Source organism: Gemmobacter caeni (genome assembly GCF_003054195.1).
Taxonomy (GTDB): domain Bacteria; phylum Pseudomonadota; class Alphaproteobacteria; order Rhodobacterales; family Rhodobacteraceae; genus Gemmobacter; species Gemmobacter caeni.
Window position 1 is genome coordinate 129,524 of record NZ_QBKP01000010.1, and the last position, 14,063, is coordinate 143,586.

At 63.0% G+C, this 14,063-nt stretch carries 14 protein-coding genes; 4 read left to right on the forward strand and 10 right to left on the reverse strand.

What is annotated here, in order from left to right:
* Nucleotides 1-72: 72 nt before the first annotated feature.
* Nucleotides 73-1,203: a plasmid replication protein RepC gene (gene repC / locus C8N34_RS16030; protein ID WP_158640718.1), complete on the forward strand. Its 1,131-nt coding sequence runs from the start codon at nucleotides 73-75 to the stop codon at nucleotides 1,201-1,203.
* A gap of 134 nt (nucleotides 1,204-1,337) precedes the next feature.
* On the opposite strand, the gene C8N34_RS16035 is transcribed toward repC, so the two are convergent.
* Together C8N34_RS16035 and C8N34_RS16040 are read right to left on the reverse strand one after the other, a co-directional pair.
* Nucleotides 1,338-2,867, reverse strand: a complete 1,530-nt coding sequence (locus C8N34_RS16035) for a malonate--CoA ligase (RefSeq protein ID WP_108129626.1) — start codon at nucleotides 2,865-2,867, stop codon at nucleotides 1,338-1,340.
* Nucleotides 2,868-2,885: 18 nt separating this feature from the next.
* Nucleotides 2,886-4,220 (reverse strand): malonyl-CoA decarboxylase domain-containing protein, encoded by a 1,335-nt coding sequence (locus tag C8N34_RS16040; protein ID WP_108129627.1) that lies wholly within the window; start codon nucleotides 4,218-4,220, stop codon nucleotides 2,886-2,888.
* A 60-nt stretch (nucleotides 4,221-4,280) separates the two neighbouring features.
* Between C8N34_RS16040 and C8N34_RS16045 the strand changes: the two genes are divergently transcribed.
* The gene (locus tag C8N34_RS16045) at nucleotides 4,281-5,012 is read left to right on the forward strand and encodes a GntR family transcriptional regulator (protein WP_242013829.1); all 732 of its coding nucleotides are present in this window, start codon (nucleotides 4,281-4,283) and stop codon (nucleotides 5,010-5,012) included.
* Between the two features lie 48 nt (nucleotides 5,013-5,060).
* Here C8N34_RS16045 and C8N34_RS16050 read toward each other — a convergent pair whose 3' ends face one another.
* The 3 genes from C8N34_RS16050 to C8N34_RS16060 are packed head-to-tail and all read right to left on the reverse strand — an operon-like array spanning nucleotide 5,061 to nucleotide 7,710.
* Nucleotides 5,061-5,753, reverse strand: a complete 693-nt coding sequence (locus C8N34_RS16050; protein WP_054302179.1) for a hypothetical protein — start codon at nucleotides 5,751-5,753, stop codon at nucleotides 5,061-5,063.
* Between the two features lie 27 nt (nucleotides 5,754-5,780).
* Nucleotides 5,781-6,518, reverse strand: coding sequence for a DUF5058 family protein (locus tag C8N34_RS16055; protein ID WP_108129629.1), 738 nt, complete (start codon nucleotides 6,516-6,518; stop codon nucleotides 5,781-5,783).
* A gap of 28 nt (nucleotides 6,519-6,546) precedes the next feature.
* Nucleotides 6,547-7,710 (reverse strand): amidohydrolase, encoded by a 1,164-nt coding sequence (locus tag C8N34_RS16060; RefSeq protein ID WP_054302181.1) that lies wholly within the window; start codon nucleotides 7,708-7,710, stop codon nucleotides 6,547-6,549.
* Nucleotides 7,711-7,829: 119 nt separating this feature from the next.
* Here C8N34_RS16060 and C8N34_RS16065 point away from each other — a divergent pair, with 119 nt between their 5' ends.
* Nucleotides 7,830-8,366 (forward strand): MarR family winged helix-turn-helix transcriptional regulator, encoded by a 537-nt coding sequence (locus C8N34_RS16065; protein WP_229825469.1) that lies wholly within the window; start codon nucleotides 7,830-7,832, stop codon nucleotides 8,364-8,366.
* A gap of 14 nt (nucleotides 8,367-8,380) precedes the next feature.
* Here the strand turns inward: C8N34_RS16065 and C8N34_RS16070 are convergent, their stop codons facing one another.
* Complete coding sequence (locus C8N34_RS16070; protein WP_108129630.1) at nucleotides 8,381-9,874, reverse strand: amidase; 1,494 nt, start codon at nucleotides 9,872-9,874, stop codon at nucleotides 8,381-8,383.
* Nucleotides 9,875-10,033: 159 nt separating this feature from the next.
* Between C8N34_RS16070 and C8N34_RS16075 the strand changes: the two genes are divergently transcribed.
* The gene (locus tag C8N34_RS16075; protein ID WP_054302183.1) at nucleotides 10,034-10,672 is read left to right on the forward strand and encodes a GntR family transcriptional regulator; all 639 of its coding nucleotides are present in this window, start codon (nucleotides 10,034-10,036) and stop codon (nucleotides 10,670-10,672) included.
* A gap of 13 nt (nucleotides 10,673-10,685) precedes the next feature.
* Here C8N34_RS16075 and C8N34_RS16080 read toward each other — a convergent pair whose 3' ends face one another.
* The 4 genes from C8N34_RS16080 to nirJ form a co-directional block, all read right to left on the reverse strand.
* Nucleotides 10,686-10,913, reverse strand: a complete 228-nt coding sequence (locus tag C8N34_RS16080) for a hypothetical protein (RefSeq protein WP_108129632.1) — start codon at nucleotides 10,911-10,913, stop codon at nucleotides 10,686-10,688.
* A gap of 123 nt (nucleotides 10,914-11,036) precedes the next feature.
* Nucleotides 11,037-11,297: a hypothetical protein gene (locus tag C8N34_RS16085; protein WP_054302185.1), complete on the reverse strand. Its 261-nt coding sequence runs from the start codon at nucleotides 11,295-11,297 to the stop codon at nucleotides 11,037-11,039.
* Nucleotides 11,254-12,786 (reverse strand): nitrite reductase, encoded by a 1,533-nt coding sequence (locus tag C8N34_RS16090; protein ID WP_108129633.1) that lies wholly within the window; start codon nucleotides 12,784-12,786, stop codon nucleotides 11,254-11,256. Before C8N34_RS16090 ends, C8N34_RS16085 begins: the two co-directional genes overlap by 44 nt.
* Before the next feature lie 67 nt (nucleotides 12,787-12,853).
* Nucleotides 12,854-14,062, reverse strand: coding sequence for a heme d1 biosynthesis radical SAM protein NirJ (gene nirJ / locus C8N34_RS16095; RefSeq protein ID WP_108129634.1), 1,209 nt, complete (start codon nucleotides 14,060-14,062; stop codon nucleotides 12,854-12,856).
* Between the last annotated feature and the right edge of the window lies 1 nt (nucleotide 14,063).

Genomic DNA, 14,063 nt, shown 5'->3' on the forward strand with positions numbered 1-14,063 from the left:
AAGTATCGCTTTCCTGCCTGATGTATGCGTCCGGAGACATCGGACCGCCTGGATCGTTCCACTGAACATGCCATGGAACATATTTCGTCATCGCCCGTGCGTGCGCACGTTCGGCGGGCAGGTACTTTTTGTTCGCCGCAACCTGCCCGAGCCGCTGCAAAGTCCGAAGATCCGCGCTGGCGGCTGCTTGATCTTGTCCGCATCTGTCGCAGCCCGCTTGGTCTGCGCGACCGGGATATCACGGTCCTGCGCGGCTTGTTGTCCTTCGTGCCGGATAACGCCGATCCCACGAGGCTGGTTGTCTTTGCCTCCAATCGCGCGCTGATGGAACGCTGCGACGGGATTGATGAACGCACCCTGCGGCGCCGGATCGTTCATCTTCAGTCAAAAGGGTTGCTGGCCCGCAAACTCAGCCCGAACGGAAAGCGCTATCAGGTTCGCGATGCGCAACTGGTCTATGGCATCGACCTTGGCCCGCTCTTCAGCCTTGACCTAGATCTTGAGGCGCTGGCGGAGGAGCAACGCCGCGAAGAACTGCGGCGCAAAGCTCTGCGCGCAATGATCCGCCACGCATTGTATCACCAGACCAATCCGTCGAAAACCACGGCCTGCGAAGAGGCCCGTCGCGCCCTGCGCCGTTCGGTCGACAGCCACCAACTGAGCGAACTTCTTGCCGAGATCAACGATACTGTGGATGAAACGTCGGTAGATCAGCCTTCAGCAACATCTCATCTGACCGCCAGTGACAGTCAAAATGACCGGCACATTCAGAGTTCAAAAAAAGAATCTTATGAATCTGAATACTGCGACGAATTTATAGCCAAGGGGCCTGTCACACCTGATTTACCCCAGAACGAGGATCGGAACCCAGTTGATCTTTCCATCGATGAATGTCTTGCCCTGGCCCCCACTGCCGCAGAAATGGCGCTGGAGAAGCCACGTTGCTGGCGTGACATTGTTGCCCTTTCCGCTGCTCTGGCACCCGCGATTGGTCTGTCAGCAACCGTCGTTGAGACAGCCCGAACCCGTCTCGGCCCCCTTGGCGCGGCGCTCGCTGTTCTGGGTTTGGTCGAGGCATTCGGAAGGATTCGTAACCCCCAAGGCTATCTGTCCCGGCTTTCCGACAAGGCACGGCAACAGGGCTTTGATCTTGTGCGTATGTTCCGCTCGCTGGTTAATCGTCGAAGCCCGCAAACGGCATGAGCATGTTTACCCCGGTAAACATTGGTACCCCCACGAGGAGACCATCAGACGTATACCCGGGTAAACATGGCTTGGCTGCGCAGCATTTTATGCATCGGGACAGAATAACATCTTCCGTGCCATGCTTGCTTCGGTTACGCCTCCGGCAGCGTCCCCTTCTGGTAAAGCTGCGCAAAACGTCTCCGCAGTTCAGCTTTCTGGACTTTGCCCATCGCGTTCCGTGGCAGTTCCGGCACAAAAAGCACACGCTTGGGCTGCTTGTAGCGGGCAAGCTGATCGCCAATCGCGCGGAGAATGCCCGCCTCGTCAATCACGCCTTCCGTTTCGCCAACCACGATGGCGGTGACGCCCTCGCCAAGATCGGGATGCGGCAGCCCGATCACCGCGCTCTCAGCCACCCCGGTAATCTCATCAATCAGCGCCTCGATCTCCCTGGGATAGACATTGTAGCCGCCCGAGATCACCAGATCCTTGTCACGCCCGACAATGCGCAGGTAGCCATCCTCGCCGATCTGCCCCAGATCGCCGGTAATAAAGAAACCATCCGCGCGAAATTCCGCCGCTGTCTTTTCCGGCATGTTCCAGTAACCGGCAAAAACATTCGGCCCCCGGACCTCAATAGCGCCTATCTCGCCTCGTGGCAGAGGTCCGGCGGTTTCGCGATCAGTGATGCGGATTTCCACCCCGGGTAAGGCCATGCCAACCGCACCGGGCTTGCGGGAACCGTCATAAGGGTTGGATGCGATCATACAGGTTTCGGTCATCCCGTAGCGTTCAAGAATAGCGTGGCCGGTCTGTGCCTCGAAGTCACGGTGATCTTCCGGCAGCAGCGGGGCCGAACCGGAAACGAAAAGCCGCATGTTTGAGGTCGCTGCATGATCAAGACGGCCGGATTTCAGCAGCCGTGTGTAGAAGGTGGGCACACCCATCAATACTGTTGCCCGGCTCATCAGGCCGATCACCTCCTCCGTGTCAAACCGTGTCAGCCAGATCATCGCGGCACCAGCCGCAAGCGTCATGTTAACGGCTACAAACAGGCCGTGGGTGTGGAAGATCGGCAGCGCATGGATCAGGCGGTCATCAGCGGTATAGCGCCAGATCTGCGACAAGGCGGCGGTGTTGGACGCAAGATTGCCATGGGTCAACACCGCGCCCTTTGACCGGCCGGTAGTGCCAGATGTGTAAAGGATGGCGGCTGCATCCTCCATCTTCCGCGCAACATGGTTTGTCATAGGGTGGGCCATACGGACCTGATCCATCAGCGTGCCATCCGCCTTGGCGCCCAGACTTTCGACGCGCAGCACCGCTGACTGGCAGCCCCGGTGCTCTGACAGCGTTGCTGGGCTGCACAGGAACAGGCGCGGGGCGGCGTCTGCCAGGAAATAGTCGATCTCTGCGTCGGTATAAGCCGTGTTGAGCGGCAGATAGACCGCGCCGACCTGAAGCGTGGCAAGGTAAAGGCAGATCGCCTCAGGGCTCTTTTCGGTCTGCGCCGCGACTCGATCACCGGGTTGCACACCAAAGCCGATCAGGACGGTGGCCAGACGATGCACCAGATCGCGCGCCTGCGCATAGGTGATATCGGGCGCGCCCGGCCTTTCGAACAGCGTCTTTTGGGGGGCGCCTTCGGTCGAGGCAAGGAAGCTTTCATAGATCGTCTGCATGGATGTCTCCGGCTGAAATCAGCGTGTCAGGGCGGCGGCGAGGGGCGCGCCGGTGGCGATGGTGCCATCGCGTACGAAAGCCTCATGCTGGGCTTCGATGGCGGCGGGTTCGTAGAGGTAATTGACCATCAGCCCATGGCCGCGCGTCAGTGCGCCTTCGGACAGATCGGCAGGCCAGTTCACCCGCCAGGCGGCAGCTCCATTCCCCAGATGAAACCGCGCCACCGGATCGCGGGGCGCACCGGAGCGGTTGCGGGCGCCGGTGAGGTAGCGGGCCGCAAGTGCCTCGACCTCGGGTTTCAGCCGGGCTGCTTCGGCAGTATCGTTCTGCCATCCGTCGACAGCCAGCCGCTTTGCCAGGGCCGGACCGCGCGCGTCTTCGCCGCTGGCAAGCCAGGCCGCAAAATCCGGGGCAGGGGAGAGGGTCACGAACCTGCGCAGCGCGGGAAGCTCTGCGGCAAGTTCGGCCACCACCTGCTTGATCAGAAAATTACCGAAAGAGACGCCCTTCAGCCCGGCCAGCGTGTTGTTGATTGAATAGAACACCGCAGTCGTCGCTTCCTCCGCCTCAGGTGCGACGGGCGCGGTCAGGATCGGGGCGATGCGGTCGGGGGTATCGCGGGTCAGCGCCACCTCGACGAAGATCAGTGGCTCATCCCCGGTCGCGGGATGGAAGAAGGCATAGACCCGCCGGTCGGCAGGATCGAGCCTGCGGCGCAGATCCTCCCATCCCTGCATCGGGTGGACAGATTCGTAGGCCATGATCTTTTCAAGGACGGAAGCCGGAGTGGACCAGTCGATCCGTTCCATCCGCAGGAAACCCCTGTTGAACCATGAGGCAAAAAGATGCGCGAAATCGGCATCCAGCGGCCGCAGGGACGCATCGTTGCGCATCGCGATCAACAGGTCGGCCCGCATATCGACCAGCTTTCGTGTCGCGCCCGGCGCTGTGTTCAGACGGCGGAGCAGGGTCTGGCGTGGCGGCTCCACAGCGTCAAACAGCGGCACCAGAGTCGCGGCTGAAGGGGCCGCATCATAAGCGGCGAAGGCACGACGGATCAGGGTGGGGTCAGCGTCAAAGTGGTCACGCAGCAGATCGAAGAAGCCGCGCTTTCCTGTCGCGTCCAGTTCGGCATAGGCGGCAAGGGCCTGTTCCGCCACCGCGACGCGCGCGGCATCGCCGATGCGGCCCATCAGCACCTCGCAAGCGGCTGCCAGCCGTTCGGGAGCGGGCCGGGCCAGAGCCTTGCGCGTGGCATTTTCATCCGGTGGCGCTGATTTGCGGCCGATCCGTTCAGTGCCGGTTATGGCCTGAACCAGATCGGTCAGAAAGGCGAGTTTTGGGCGTGGCATGGCATATCCTCCTGCGACATCTTATACATATTAAGCATAGTGTTGTATATAACATGGCGAATGTTGGACATCTTTCGAGGAAGGGTTAAATTGCAACCCGTTATCAATCTTCAGCAGGACGTCGCCTTGGATCGCCCGGCCCGAATGAACGCAGCGCAGATTCGGCAGGCGCTGGAAAATGCCATCGTGGATGGCCGATTCGTGCCGGGTGAAAAGCTGGACCCCGATGCGCTGTCGGCTGAGTTTGCCTGTTCACGCACCCCGATCCGCGATGCGTTACAGGCCCTGGAAGCGTCGGGACTTGTCCGGATCGAACCGAAGCGCGGCACATTCGTGACCGAGCTTGGCCTCGTCGAACTGACCGAACGATTCGAGGTGATGGCAGAGCTGGAGGCGATGTGCGCGCGCCTCGCTGCCAGCCGCGCGTCGGCGTCCGAAGTGGCACGCATCCGTACCGCGCAGGCGGGCTGCGAAGCGGCGATCCAGACTGGCGACACCGATGCCTACTACAGCCGGAATACGGCCTTCCATCAGGCAATCTATGCCGCCTCGGGCAATCGCTTCCTCGAAGCCGAAGCTCTGCGGCTGCAAACCATACTGCAACCCTATCGCCGCCGGCAGCTGACGCTCCGTGGACGGATGACGCGTTCGCTGGACGAACATCGCCGCATCGTCGCGGCAATCGAGGCCGGAGAGGCGGTGCGGGCAGCGGCCGAAATGACTGCACATGTCGTCATTCAGGGCAGCCGTTTTCACGAACTCATCGCGGCGCTGCGGGCGGGCGGGGAATGACGAAGGGGCCGCCCCGAACCGGGACGGCCCGCAGGCAGGGCAGGGGGCTCAGGCCGCTTTCGGGACAGCGGCGCGGTTGCCCCAGTTCAGCGCAACCGCCAGCACGATGGCGAGGATACCCGCAGCGGCAGAGCTGTAGATCTCGGACAGCGGCGACAGGAAGATGGCGAGCCCCGCCGCAGCCCCGGTCAGCGCATTGCGGCGCGTGGCGCTGTTGATGAACATGATCACGACCGCGCCATAAAGGGCGGGCAACGTATAGGCCTTGATCGCCTCCGCCACCGGGGCGGGCAGGACCGCGATCAAGGCGCTGCCGATCAGCACCAGCGCAATCAGGAACACAAGGTTCACCAGAACGGAGACCACGATGCCCAGCACCGCCGCGACCTCGGCCTTGCGGGTACCCGCCTCGGCCTCGATGGCGCTTTGACAAGAGATCACCACCGGCATGCGCATGTTGCCGATGTTGCCCGACAGGAAGCTGATATAGGTGCCGCAGACCCCCAGAACCGGGAAATAGGAAACCGGCTCCACCACCCACATGATGCCGACGATGGTGGCGATGGCCAGAAGGCCCGTCAGGATCGGGCCGACGCCCGGAAAGGCGCCCAGCACGAACGACAGGTAAAGTGCGGGCATCAGGCACAGCACCATGGCAATAGCCAGCGTCAGCCGACCGATGCGATGGGCGCGCGGGATGAAGCTGCTTCTGTAGAAACCTTCCATGTTTTGTTCAGGCATGTTTTGTCTCCCCGTATGTTATTGTGATCAGGCCAGCAGATGCCCGGTGACGGAACCGGCGACGAGCCCGACGATCAGCGAAAGGCCCACGGCCCATTCGCGCAGCCAGGCGCGGTGCTTGCCTGCCAGATGCAGCAGAACCATGCACACGGCGGCGGCGATGACGGCGGCCATGTCATCCGGCTCGATACTGAAATTGCTGAGCCAGGTCTTGTCGACCACGGCATTGACTCCCAGAAGGCCGAAGATGGCGATGGGGGTGGCGGTGCCGACCGCGCGGATCAGTCCGGGGTTGCTGACCGCCATCTTGTCCTGCGCGCGGTCCAGCCCCTTGGTCAGCAGGAAGGCGGAAAGCAGCCAGCCCATGCCGCCCAGCGTCATGACCCAGACTGAGGCCGCGAGGGCCTGAAGCGTATAGCTGTCGGCGCCCAGCTTCGCGCCAAGCGCCTTGGCGCCCTGATCGGCGGCGAGGAACTCGAACACTGCCGAGCCGATGACACCCACCCGCATCAGCGTGACCGGCCCGCCTACCATGGCCATCAGCGAAACCGCGACGAAGAAGATCGCGATGGCGGGGCCGACCGAATTGATCGCGGCGGTCTTGTACACCACCCGCCGTTCCTCCGCCGTCAGGATGGCGTAGCGGTCCGAGAAATCCAGCGTCATGCGCAGATAGAGCAGCGACTGCACCACCACGACGCCGATCACGAGTGTTGCAAAAAGCCACAAGACCGGGCCATTTGCGACCTGAAGAACCTGTTCCATTTCGATTTCCCTGTTGGTGATTATTCGTTCAGGCCAGTTCCGCCGCGATCAGGCGGCAGAAATAGCTCGCTGCCGTGGGCAGGATGTCATCGTTGAAATCGAAGCCCGGATTATGCGGCATGGCACCGGGACCGGCGCCGACCATGACGTAATTGCCGGGCACATCCTCGACCATGAAGGCGAAATCCTCGCTGCCGGTGAAGGGGGCCACATCGCCATGCACATTCTCGGTGCCGACCGTTTCGGCGGCGACGGCAAGCGCGATCGCGGTCGCATCCGGGTCGTTGACCAGCGGCACGAAGATATCCTCGAACATGATTTCGGCGCTGCCGCCATAGGTGGCAGCCACGCTCTGTGCCACCTCGGTCAGGCGCTGGGTCATCTGGTCGCCCACCGCCTTGTTGAAATAGCGCAGGCAGCCCTTCAGCGACGCCTTGTCGGGGATCACGTTGAAGCTGTTGGTCCCGGCATAGACATCGGTGAAGGATACGATGCCGGATTCGATGGGATCGACGTTGCGCGCGACGATGCTTTGCGCCGTCATCACGATGTTCGCGGCGATCTGCGTGGCGTCGATGGTGGTCTGGGGTAGGGCGGCATGGCCGCCGCGGCCCTGCACCCGGATGGTGAAGAAGCGACTGCCCGCCATCATCCGCCCGCTGCGGGTGAAGATGTGGTCCTTCGCATAGCCTGGCGCGTTGTGATAGGCATAGATCCGGTCACAGGGAAACCGCTCCAGCAACCCGTCCTTCAGCATGGCCAGTGCTCCGCCCAGGCCCTCTTCTGCCGGCTGAAAGATGAAATGCACCTTGCCCGCGAAATCTCGATCGCGCGACAGATGCCAGGCGGTCGCCAGCAAGGTGGCGGTGTGGCCGTCATGGCCACAGGCATGCATCACCCCTGGCACTTTGGAACTGTAGGGCTTGCCGGTTTCCTCGGTGATCGGCAGCGCATCCATATCGGCGCGCAGGCCGATGGTACGGTTTGAAGGCCGCGTGCCGTGCAACACGCCCACGATACCAGTGCCGCCGATGCCGGTATGCACCTCGTCCAGCCCATATTCGCGCAGCTTGGTTGCCACCAGTTCAGCTGCGAAGGTCTCCTGAAAGCCAAGCCCCGGATTTTCGTGCATGGCCCGGCGCATGCGGGCGAATTCGTCCTGCGCCGCAACGATGCTTTCGATCATCCCCATCCTGTTTCTCCCGAATCAGTCTATATTGTTGCATTTTCAAATAGTCTCATATTGATACTATTGTGCCTAACGAATATTTGCGCCTTGATGGATCAGGGCCGGTATTGCACAGGGGTCGCATGCCGAAACGCGATGGAAAGGCCGCGATGTACAGGAACTGGTCAAAGGCGTTTCGGCAGGGAAACGCGGTCTACAAGCTGAACATGCTGGGTACGGCTGCTGTCAGGGCGCTTGATGATCGTTTCGTCGCCCTGGTGGGGCTTGATGTGCGAACTGTGCGGGTGCTGCGGCTGATCGGCGACAACCCCGGCATCGGCTTTGCCGAAATCGCCACCTATGGCGCGCTGGAACGCAGCCTTGCCTCGCGGCTGATCCAGAGCCTTGTGCGCGGCGGGCATGTCGAACGCCGCAACGACCCGCAGGATGCGCGCCGCTTTGGCCTTTACATCACGGAAACCGGCGGCACGGCGCGCGCCCGCGCCGATCTTCTGTCGGAGGTCGGGCTGGAGCTGCTGTTCCAGAACTTCGATCCCGCCGAGGTTGTGGCGTTCACGGGTATGATGGACCGGCTTGCCGACTGGATCGACAGTGATGAGTTCGAACGCGGCGCTGCCATCCGGCTGGACGAAGCCGCCCGTCGCGCCGAAACGCTTTAACCCCGCTGCGGCCGTCATTGGGTCGCCAGTGGGGGCGGGGTATGCCGCAGCACCGGGTCGATGGGGCGGAAAGGCCCGCCAACCGAAAGCTCCACAACCCGCGCTGCCGCCAGAAGCGCCGCCTCGCCGCGCGGCTTGCCGATGATCTGTAGTCCTACCGGAAGCCCGCGCGGCCCGATCCCCACCGGCACCGAGATCGCGGGCAGGCCGGTGACGGTCGCCAGGAACGCAAAGCGCAGCCAGTCCATATATCCATGCAACTGTTGTCCGCCGACTTCGCGCACCCATTCCACCTCTTGCGGATGCGGCATGCATCCCACGACCGGACAGGCCAGCACATCGAAGGTTTCGAACAGCCGCAGCATGTTGCGGTAGATCACCGTCCGGTCCAGCTGTGCATCGGCGATTTCCGCGATGGTCAGCGTTTCGCCGAAGGCCATGTTCGCCTCCAGCGTATCCTTGAAATGGCGGCGGATCTCCTGCGGCAGACGGCGGCCCATCACCGCCCACATCTCGCCGCGCAGGGCGTGATAGGTGCGTTCCAGATGGGGCAGGGGAGGGCAGGTTTCCTCAACTGTCACCCCTTCGCGCGCCAGCCGCTCCAGCACTTTGCGCAAGTGGGTTTCCATTTCGGCATCCACGGCTGAGAAGCCGCCCAGATCGGGGGCATAGGCGATGCGCAGTTGGGGTTCGGCTTCGGCGACGGCGGTCTGGAACGACCTGTGCGGTGCGGGGTACGAAATCGGAAAGCGCGGCTCATACCCCGCCATTGCATCCAGAAACAGCGCGCAATCGCGCACGGACCGCGCCATTGGACCCTGAACCCCTTCGATCATGTAGCCGATGGCGTCCGATCCACCGCCGGCCCGGCCGGGACTGGGCCGCAGCCCCACGACGCCGCAATAAGCCGCCGGAGTACGCAGCGATCCTCCGTGATCCGAGCCATGGCTTAGCCAGACCTCGCCCGTCGCCAGCGCGGCAGCCGCACCGCCGGATGAACCGCCCGCGTTCAGCCGCGTGTCCCAGGGGTTGAGGGTCGGGCCAAAGACTTCATTGAACGTATTGCCGCCCGCTCCAAATTCGGGGGTATTGGTCTTGCCCACCACCAGACCGCCGCGCGCTTCCAGCCGTTCGACAAGCGGGTCGGAATGATCGGGTATGAAGTCTGCAAGCCCCCGTGTGCCGAAGGTGGTGCGCACCCCGGCGACCGGCGTCAGATCCTTGATGGCCAAGGGCAGGCCACCCAGCCAGCCGGAATGCTCCGAAGGTCTGCGGTCCAGCCTGTGCACGGCGGCGCGGGCGCGTTCTTCGCACAGGATGGGCATTGCATTGATCGCCGGTTCCACTTTCTGCAATCGCGCGCAGGCCGCGTCCAGCAGTTCTTCAGGCGAGATTTCACCTTTGCGCAGCAGGGCCACGACCTCGGTCGCTTCCAGCCTGCACAGGTCCGGCCCGGTAAATGCGGGCAGGTCATCGTCGATCTTGCTGATCCTTGCGGTGGCGGACATGACCTCCCTTTCATACCAGTTGCAATGGTTGGGAGCGTCGGGTGAAAAAGCAGGTCTGTCAATAATAACTATAATTTTATAATCTTTAATTATAATTATATGGTGGAAATTTGTGTGCTATTTCCTGATCGACCATGCCGGATCAAGGAGTTAGGGAATATGGGCGCGCAGGCGGATCAGGTTCGCGATGACATCCTGCAACGGGTGCAGGCGCGTGCCCTGCTGCCCGGTGACCGCATTGACGAGGTGGATCTGCGCGAAAGGCTGATGATTTCCGGCACGCCGATTCGCGAGGCGCTGATCGCGCTCGAAGCTGTGGGTGTGATTGAACGCCGCCCACGCGACGGTGCGCGCATTGCTGCGCTGGATGCCGAAGCGCTGATGAAGATGATCGAGGTTCTGGCCGAGGCCGAGGGCGCGCTGGCCTATCGCGCGGCGCGGCGCATCGGCCCGATACAGGCCGAACAACTGTCGGAGGCCGCGCGCGCCTGTCTCGCGGCCAGTGGTCCGCAGCCAGCCTATTATGACCTGAACCTTGCCTTTCACCGCTGTATCATGGCGGCGGCGGGTAATGAGCACCTGAGGGCGATGGCGTTAGGCGCCGGGAACCGGCTGATCGGCTATCTGGCAGCCCGCCACGCGCTGCCGGGCGAGCAGATACGCTCGGCCCGCGATCACGAGGCGATCACCGCCGCGATTCTGGATGCGGCGGGGGACCGCGCGCGCGATCTGATGATCGCCCACGTCACATTCTCCGACACGATGGCGCTGGACATCATCAACGCCCTGAGGCGCTGAGGGGCCTCACAGTTCAGTAATAGAACTGATCGCGGAAGACGTGCTGCACGATCCGGTCACGGGTCAGGCCAAGCTTGGCCAGTTCCGCGTCGCTCAGAGCCTGAAGCTGTTCCACGCGGTCGGCCCGCGACCGGATCCGGCCATAGCGGGTCAGCGCAGCGCCAATAGATGCGAGAACCTGCGCACCGAACTTCCTGCCAAGGCTCGCGTTGCGGCCCGGAATATCTGATGTATAACTCATGGAAACCTCCTGAAGCATGGATCGGTTGGTTTCCCCCCTTAACGGTGAACTTACGTTGGCAGGGCCAAGGTCACAACCGCGCATGCTGCATTGCAGCATTGCGCTGGGGGCAAGGCGGGGTTGTTACCGCTCGGCCTCGGCGATCAGCCCGCCAATCCAGCGTGCAGCGGCCCAGGTCGCCGGGAGGCCGAGCGGCAGGCTCCAGACCAGCGCGGACACGGGGGCGATATTGGCAAAACCGGCGGAATGCAGGATCAGCCCCAGCAGGAACAGGTTGATCGCCACCGCTCCGGTCGCAAAAGGCCAGATCCACAGCCTGAGCCACCAGATCCGGCGCGGGTCAATGGCTGGTGCCGTCTTCGAAGGTGATCTTGTTCCAGACATTGTATTTTCCTGAAGGCTTGCGCATCGGCAGTCGGGTGATTTCCTGAAGGGTGCGGCTGTCGTAGACGATCACCGCGCCCTCCTGCTCCCAGACCGAGACCAGCGCCTTGCTGCCGTCGCGGGTGAATTCGGTATGGGCCACCGTCTTGCCGGGTTCGGGTTTCAGCACCTTCACCACCTCCAGCGCCTGCTTGTCGATCAGATGCATCTCGCCCTTGTGCGGCCCGGTAAAGACATCCGCCCAGATCTGCGGTGCGCCGTCGTGGCTGCGCAGGAAGAAGCCCGGCCCCGAAGTTTCGATCACCTTCACCACATGCCAGTCCTGCATGTCGATGACGCTGATCCGACCTTCATTCAGATGCGGCACGGCCATGACACGGCGCCCGTCACGCATCCAGCTGATACCGCTGCCGAGATGCGGCATGCCGGGCAGGGGCAGGCTGGCGATCTCGCGCCCGACATCGAGGTTGACCACCACCCCCGTCTCGCCCTCGCGGTTGGCACCGATCAGGTTGCGATAGTCGGGGTCGAAGAAAAAGTCGTCCAGCGGTGCCGAGACCGCGATGCGCCGCCGCGCGAACAACCCGCGTTCGACGCCCATCGCCTCTTCCATGCCGTTTTCATTGGAATGCACCAGCCCCTCGGAATAGGGGCCGCCATCCTCGGTCGTGGCGATTTCCCAGATTTCGGGCACGTCCTTCAGCGCGAGCAGAAAGGTCTTGCGGCGCGGCGCCTGATAGACGGCAGAGACCCGGCTGGGCCGCCCCTGCCGATCCGCAACCGGGATCACCCGTGCGACGCTCAGATCCTCTGTGGACAGGATCGTCAGTGTCGCGGGCAGGTAATTTGCCACCGCCAGCCATTTGCCATCGGCGCTCATGGCGATGTTACGGCTATTCAGGCCCGCGCGCACCCGACCGACCTCGTGCAGTGACCAGATGTCGTATTTCTGCACCCAGCCGTCGCGCGACATGACAAAGACATAGCGCCCGTCAGGGCTGAATTTTGGACCGCCATGCACGGCGAAGGGAGTTTCGAACCGATCCAGCACCGCGAGACTGTCACCATCCAGCACCGAGATATGGCTGTCGCCGGTTTCCACCACCAGCGTGATGTTCATGGGGTCGGCGGTGAACACCGGCGCGGGCGCGGCGTGGTAATCGGTGGTCATCTCGCGCGTTGCGCCGATCGCCGCCGCATCCCAGACCGGCGGGGCGGCCAGCGGGGCCGAGAGATAATCGGCCACCGCCGCGATTTCTTCGGGGCGCAGCGTGTCGCGGAAGGCGGGCATCTGCGTCATCGCGCGACCTTCGGCGATCACCGCCTGCAACCTGTCGCCCTGCAAACGGCCAAGGCTTTCAGGGATCAAAGCGGGGCCAGTGCCGCCCAGCCGCGTTTCGGCATGGCAGGAGGCGCAAAGATCGGCATAGATCGTCGCCCCGTCCGGCCCCGCCTGCGCGGGCCCGGCCAGCCCCAGCAGAACCGCCATTGCCCATTTACCCCGGCGAAAATATCCCCCCGCCGGAGGCGTCCTGTCCTCGCCGCCAGACGCGCGGTTACAGGAAACGATGCGCCGGATCATGGCTTTTTCCCCGGAATGGCGTGACGGTCAGCCGCTCGGCCGCATCCAGCCCGATTTCGGCGTTGTTCAGATAGCAGGCCGGGTCTTCGGCCCAGGGGTCGCCGGTGATCTGAAGCGCGCGGATGCGTGTATTGCCGCCGCAGATCGCCTTGAAGGAGCAGCCGCCGCAGCGCCCTTTCAGGGGACGCGGCCGCTGGCGCAGCGTTGCCAGCATCGGATCGGCCCCGGTCCACAACTGGCTGAACGGCGTATCCTTCACCGAACCCACGGTATAATCCGACCAGTAGGTATCGGGATGCACCTTGCCCTGCGGGTCAATATTGGCGACGCCCAGTCCGCTGGAATTGCCGCCCCATGCGGCCAGATGCGCCTCGACCTGCGCGGCCTTGTCGGCATCGAAATTGCGCCGCACCCAGCGCAGGAAATAGACGGCATCGGCATCGTTGTTGCCCGTGACGATTTCCAGCGGCTGATCCTCGGCCACCGCGATCCAGGCGCGGTCCATCAACTGATCCATCGCATGACGGGTGCGGCGGTGGGCGGCATCCTCTCCCCGGTTCTTGTCGCCCCGCCCGGCATAGACAAGGTGCGACAGATAGAACTTGTCCACCCCTTCGGCATCGCAAAGGTCCATCATCGCTGGCAGCATGGCGGCGTTGTCCTGGGTGATGGTGAAGCGCAGCCCCACCTTCACGCCCCGCGCCTTGCAGGCCCGCACCCCGGCGAGGGCCGCGTCAAAGGCGCCGTCCATGCCACGAAACCAGTCGTTCATCGCGCCGATCCCATCCAGTGAGATGCCGACGTAATCGAAGCCCAGATCGGCAATGCGGTCGATATTTTCGGCGAGTTTCGTGCCGTTGGTAGACAGCGAGAGGTGGCGGAACCCCAGTTCCCGCGCCCGCGTCGCCAGATCGAAGAAATCGAACCGGCTCAGCGGTTCACCGCCCGACAGGATCAGCGCGGGAATGCCGAAGGCGTGCAGGTCGTCCAGCACCGCCATGGCCTCTGCGTGACTCAGTTCCCCCGGAAAGGGCACATCGGCCGAGGTGGTATAGCAATGGCGGCAGCGCAGGTTGCAGGTGCGGGTCAGGTTCCAGATCACCACGGGCTTCACCGCGCCCGAGCGGCGGCGCACCGGGGTGGAGGCCACCAATTCGCGCATGTATTGGGTCAGACGGAACATG

Bases quoted from the DNA above. Each gene is read 5' to 3' on its own strand.
- repC (WP_158640718.1), top strand. From the start codon at position 73: ATGGAACATATTTCGTCATCGCCCGTGCGTGCGCACGTTCGGCGGGCA.
- C8N34_RS16035 (WP_108129626.1), bottom strand. From the start codon at position 2,867: ATGCAGACGATCTATGAAAGCTTCCTTGCCTCGACCGAAGGCGCCCCC.
- C8N34_RS16040 (WP_108129627.1), bottom strand. From the start codon at position 4,220: ATGCCACGCCCAAAACTCGCCTTTCTGACCGATCTGGTTCAGGCCATA.
- C8N34_RS16045 (WP_242013829.1), top strand. From the start codon at position 4,281: ATGTTGGACATCTTTCGAGGAAGGGTTAAATTGCAACCCGTTATCAAT.
- C8N34_RS16050 (WP_054302179.1), bottom strand. From the start codon at position 5,753: ATGCCTGAACAAAACATGGAAGGTTTCTACAGAAGCAGCTTCATCCCG.
- C8N34_RS16055 (WP_108129629.1), bottom strand. From the start codon at position 6,518: ATGGAACAGGTTCTTCAGGTCGCAAATGGCCCGGTCTTGTGGCTTTTT.
- C8N34_RS16060 (WP_054302181.1), bottom strand. From the start codon at position 7,710: ATGGGGATGATCGAAAGCATCGTTGCGGCGCAGGACGAATTCGCCCGC.
- C8N34_RS16065 (WP_229825469.1), top strand. From the start codon at position 7,830: ATGCCGAAACGCGATGGAAAGGCCGCGATGTACAGGAACTGGTCAAAG.
- C8N34_RS16070 (WP_108129630.1), bottom strand. From the start codon at position 9,874: ATGTCCGCCACCGCAAGGATCAGCAAGATCGACGATGACCTGCCCGCA.
- C8N34_RS16075 (WP_054302183.1), top strand. From the start codon at position 10,034: ATGGGCGCGCAGGCGGATCAGGTTCGCGATGACATCCTGCAACGGGTG.
- C8N34_RS16080 (WP_108129632.1), bottom strand. From the start codon at position 10,913: ATGAGTTATACATCAGATATTCCGGGCCGCAACGCGAGCCTTGGCAGG.
- C8N34_RS16085 (WP_054302185.1), bottom strand. From the start codon at position 11,297: ATGTCTGGAACAAGATCACCTTCGAAGACGGCACCAGCCATTGACCCG.
- C8N34_RS16090 (WP_108129633.1), bottom strand. From the start codon at position 12,786: ATGGCGGTTCTGCTGGGGCTGGCCGGGCCCGCGCAGGCGGGGCCGGAC.
- nirJ (WP_108129634.1), bottom strand. From the start codon at position 14,062: ATGTTCCGTCTGACCCAATACATGCGCGAATTGGTGGCCTCCACCCCG.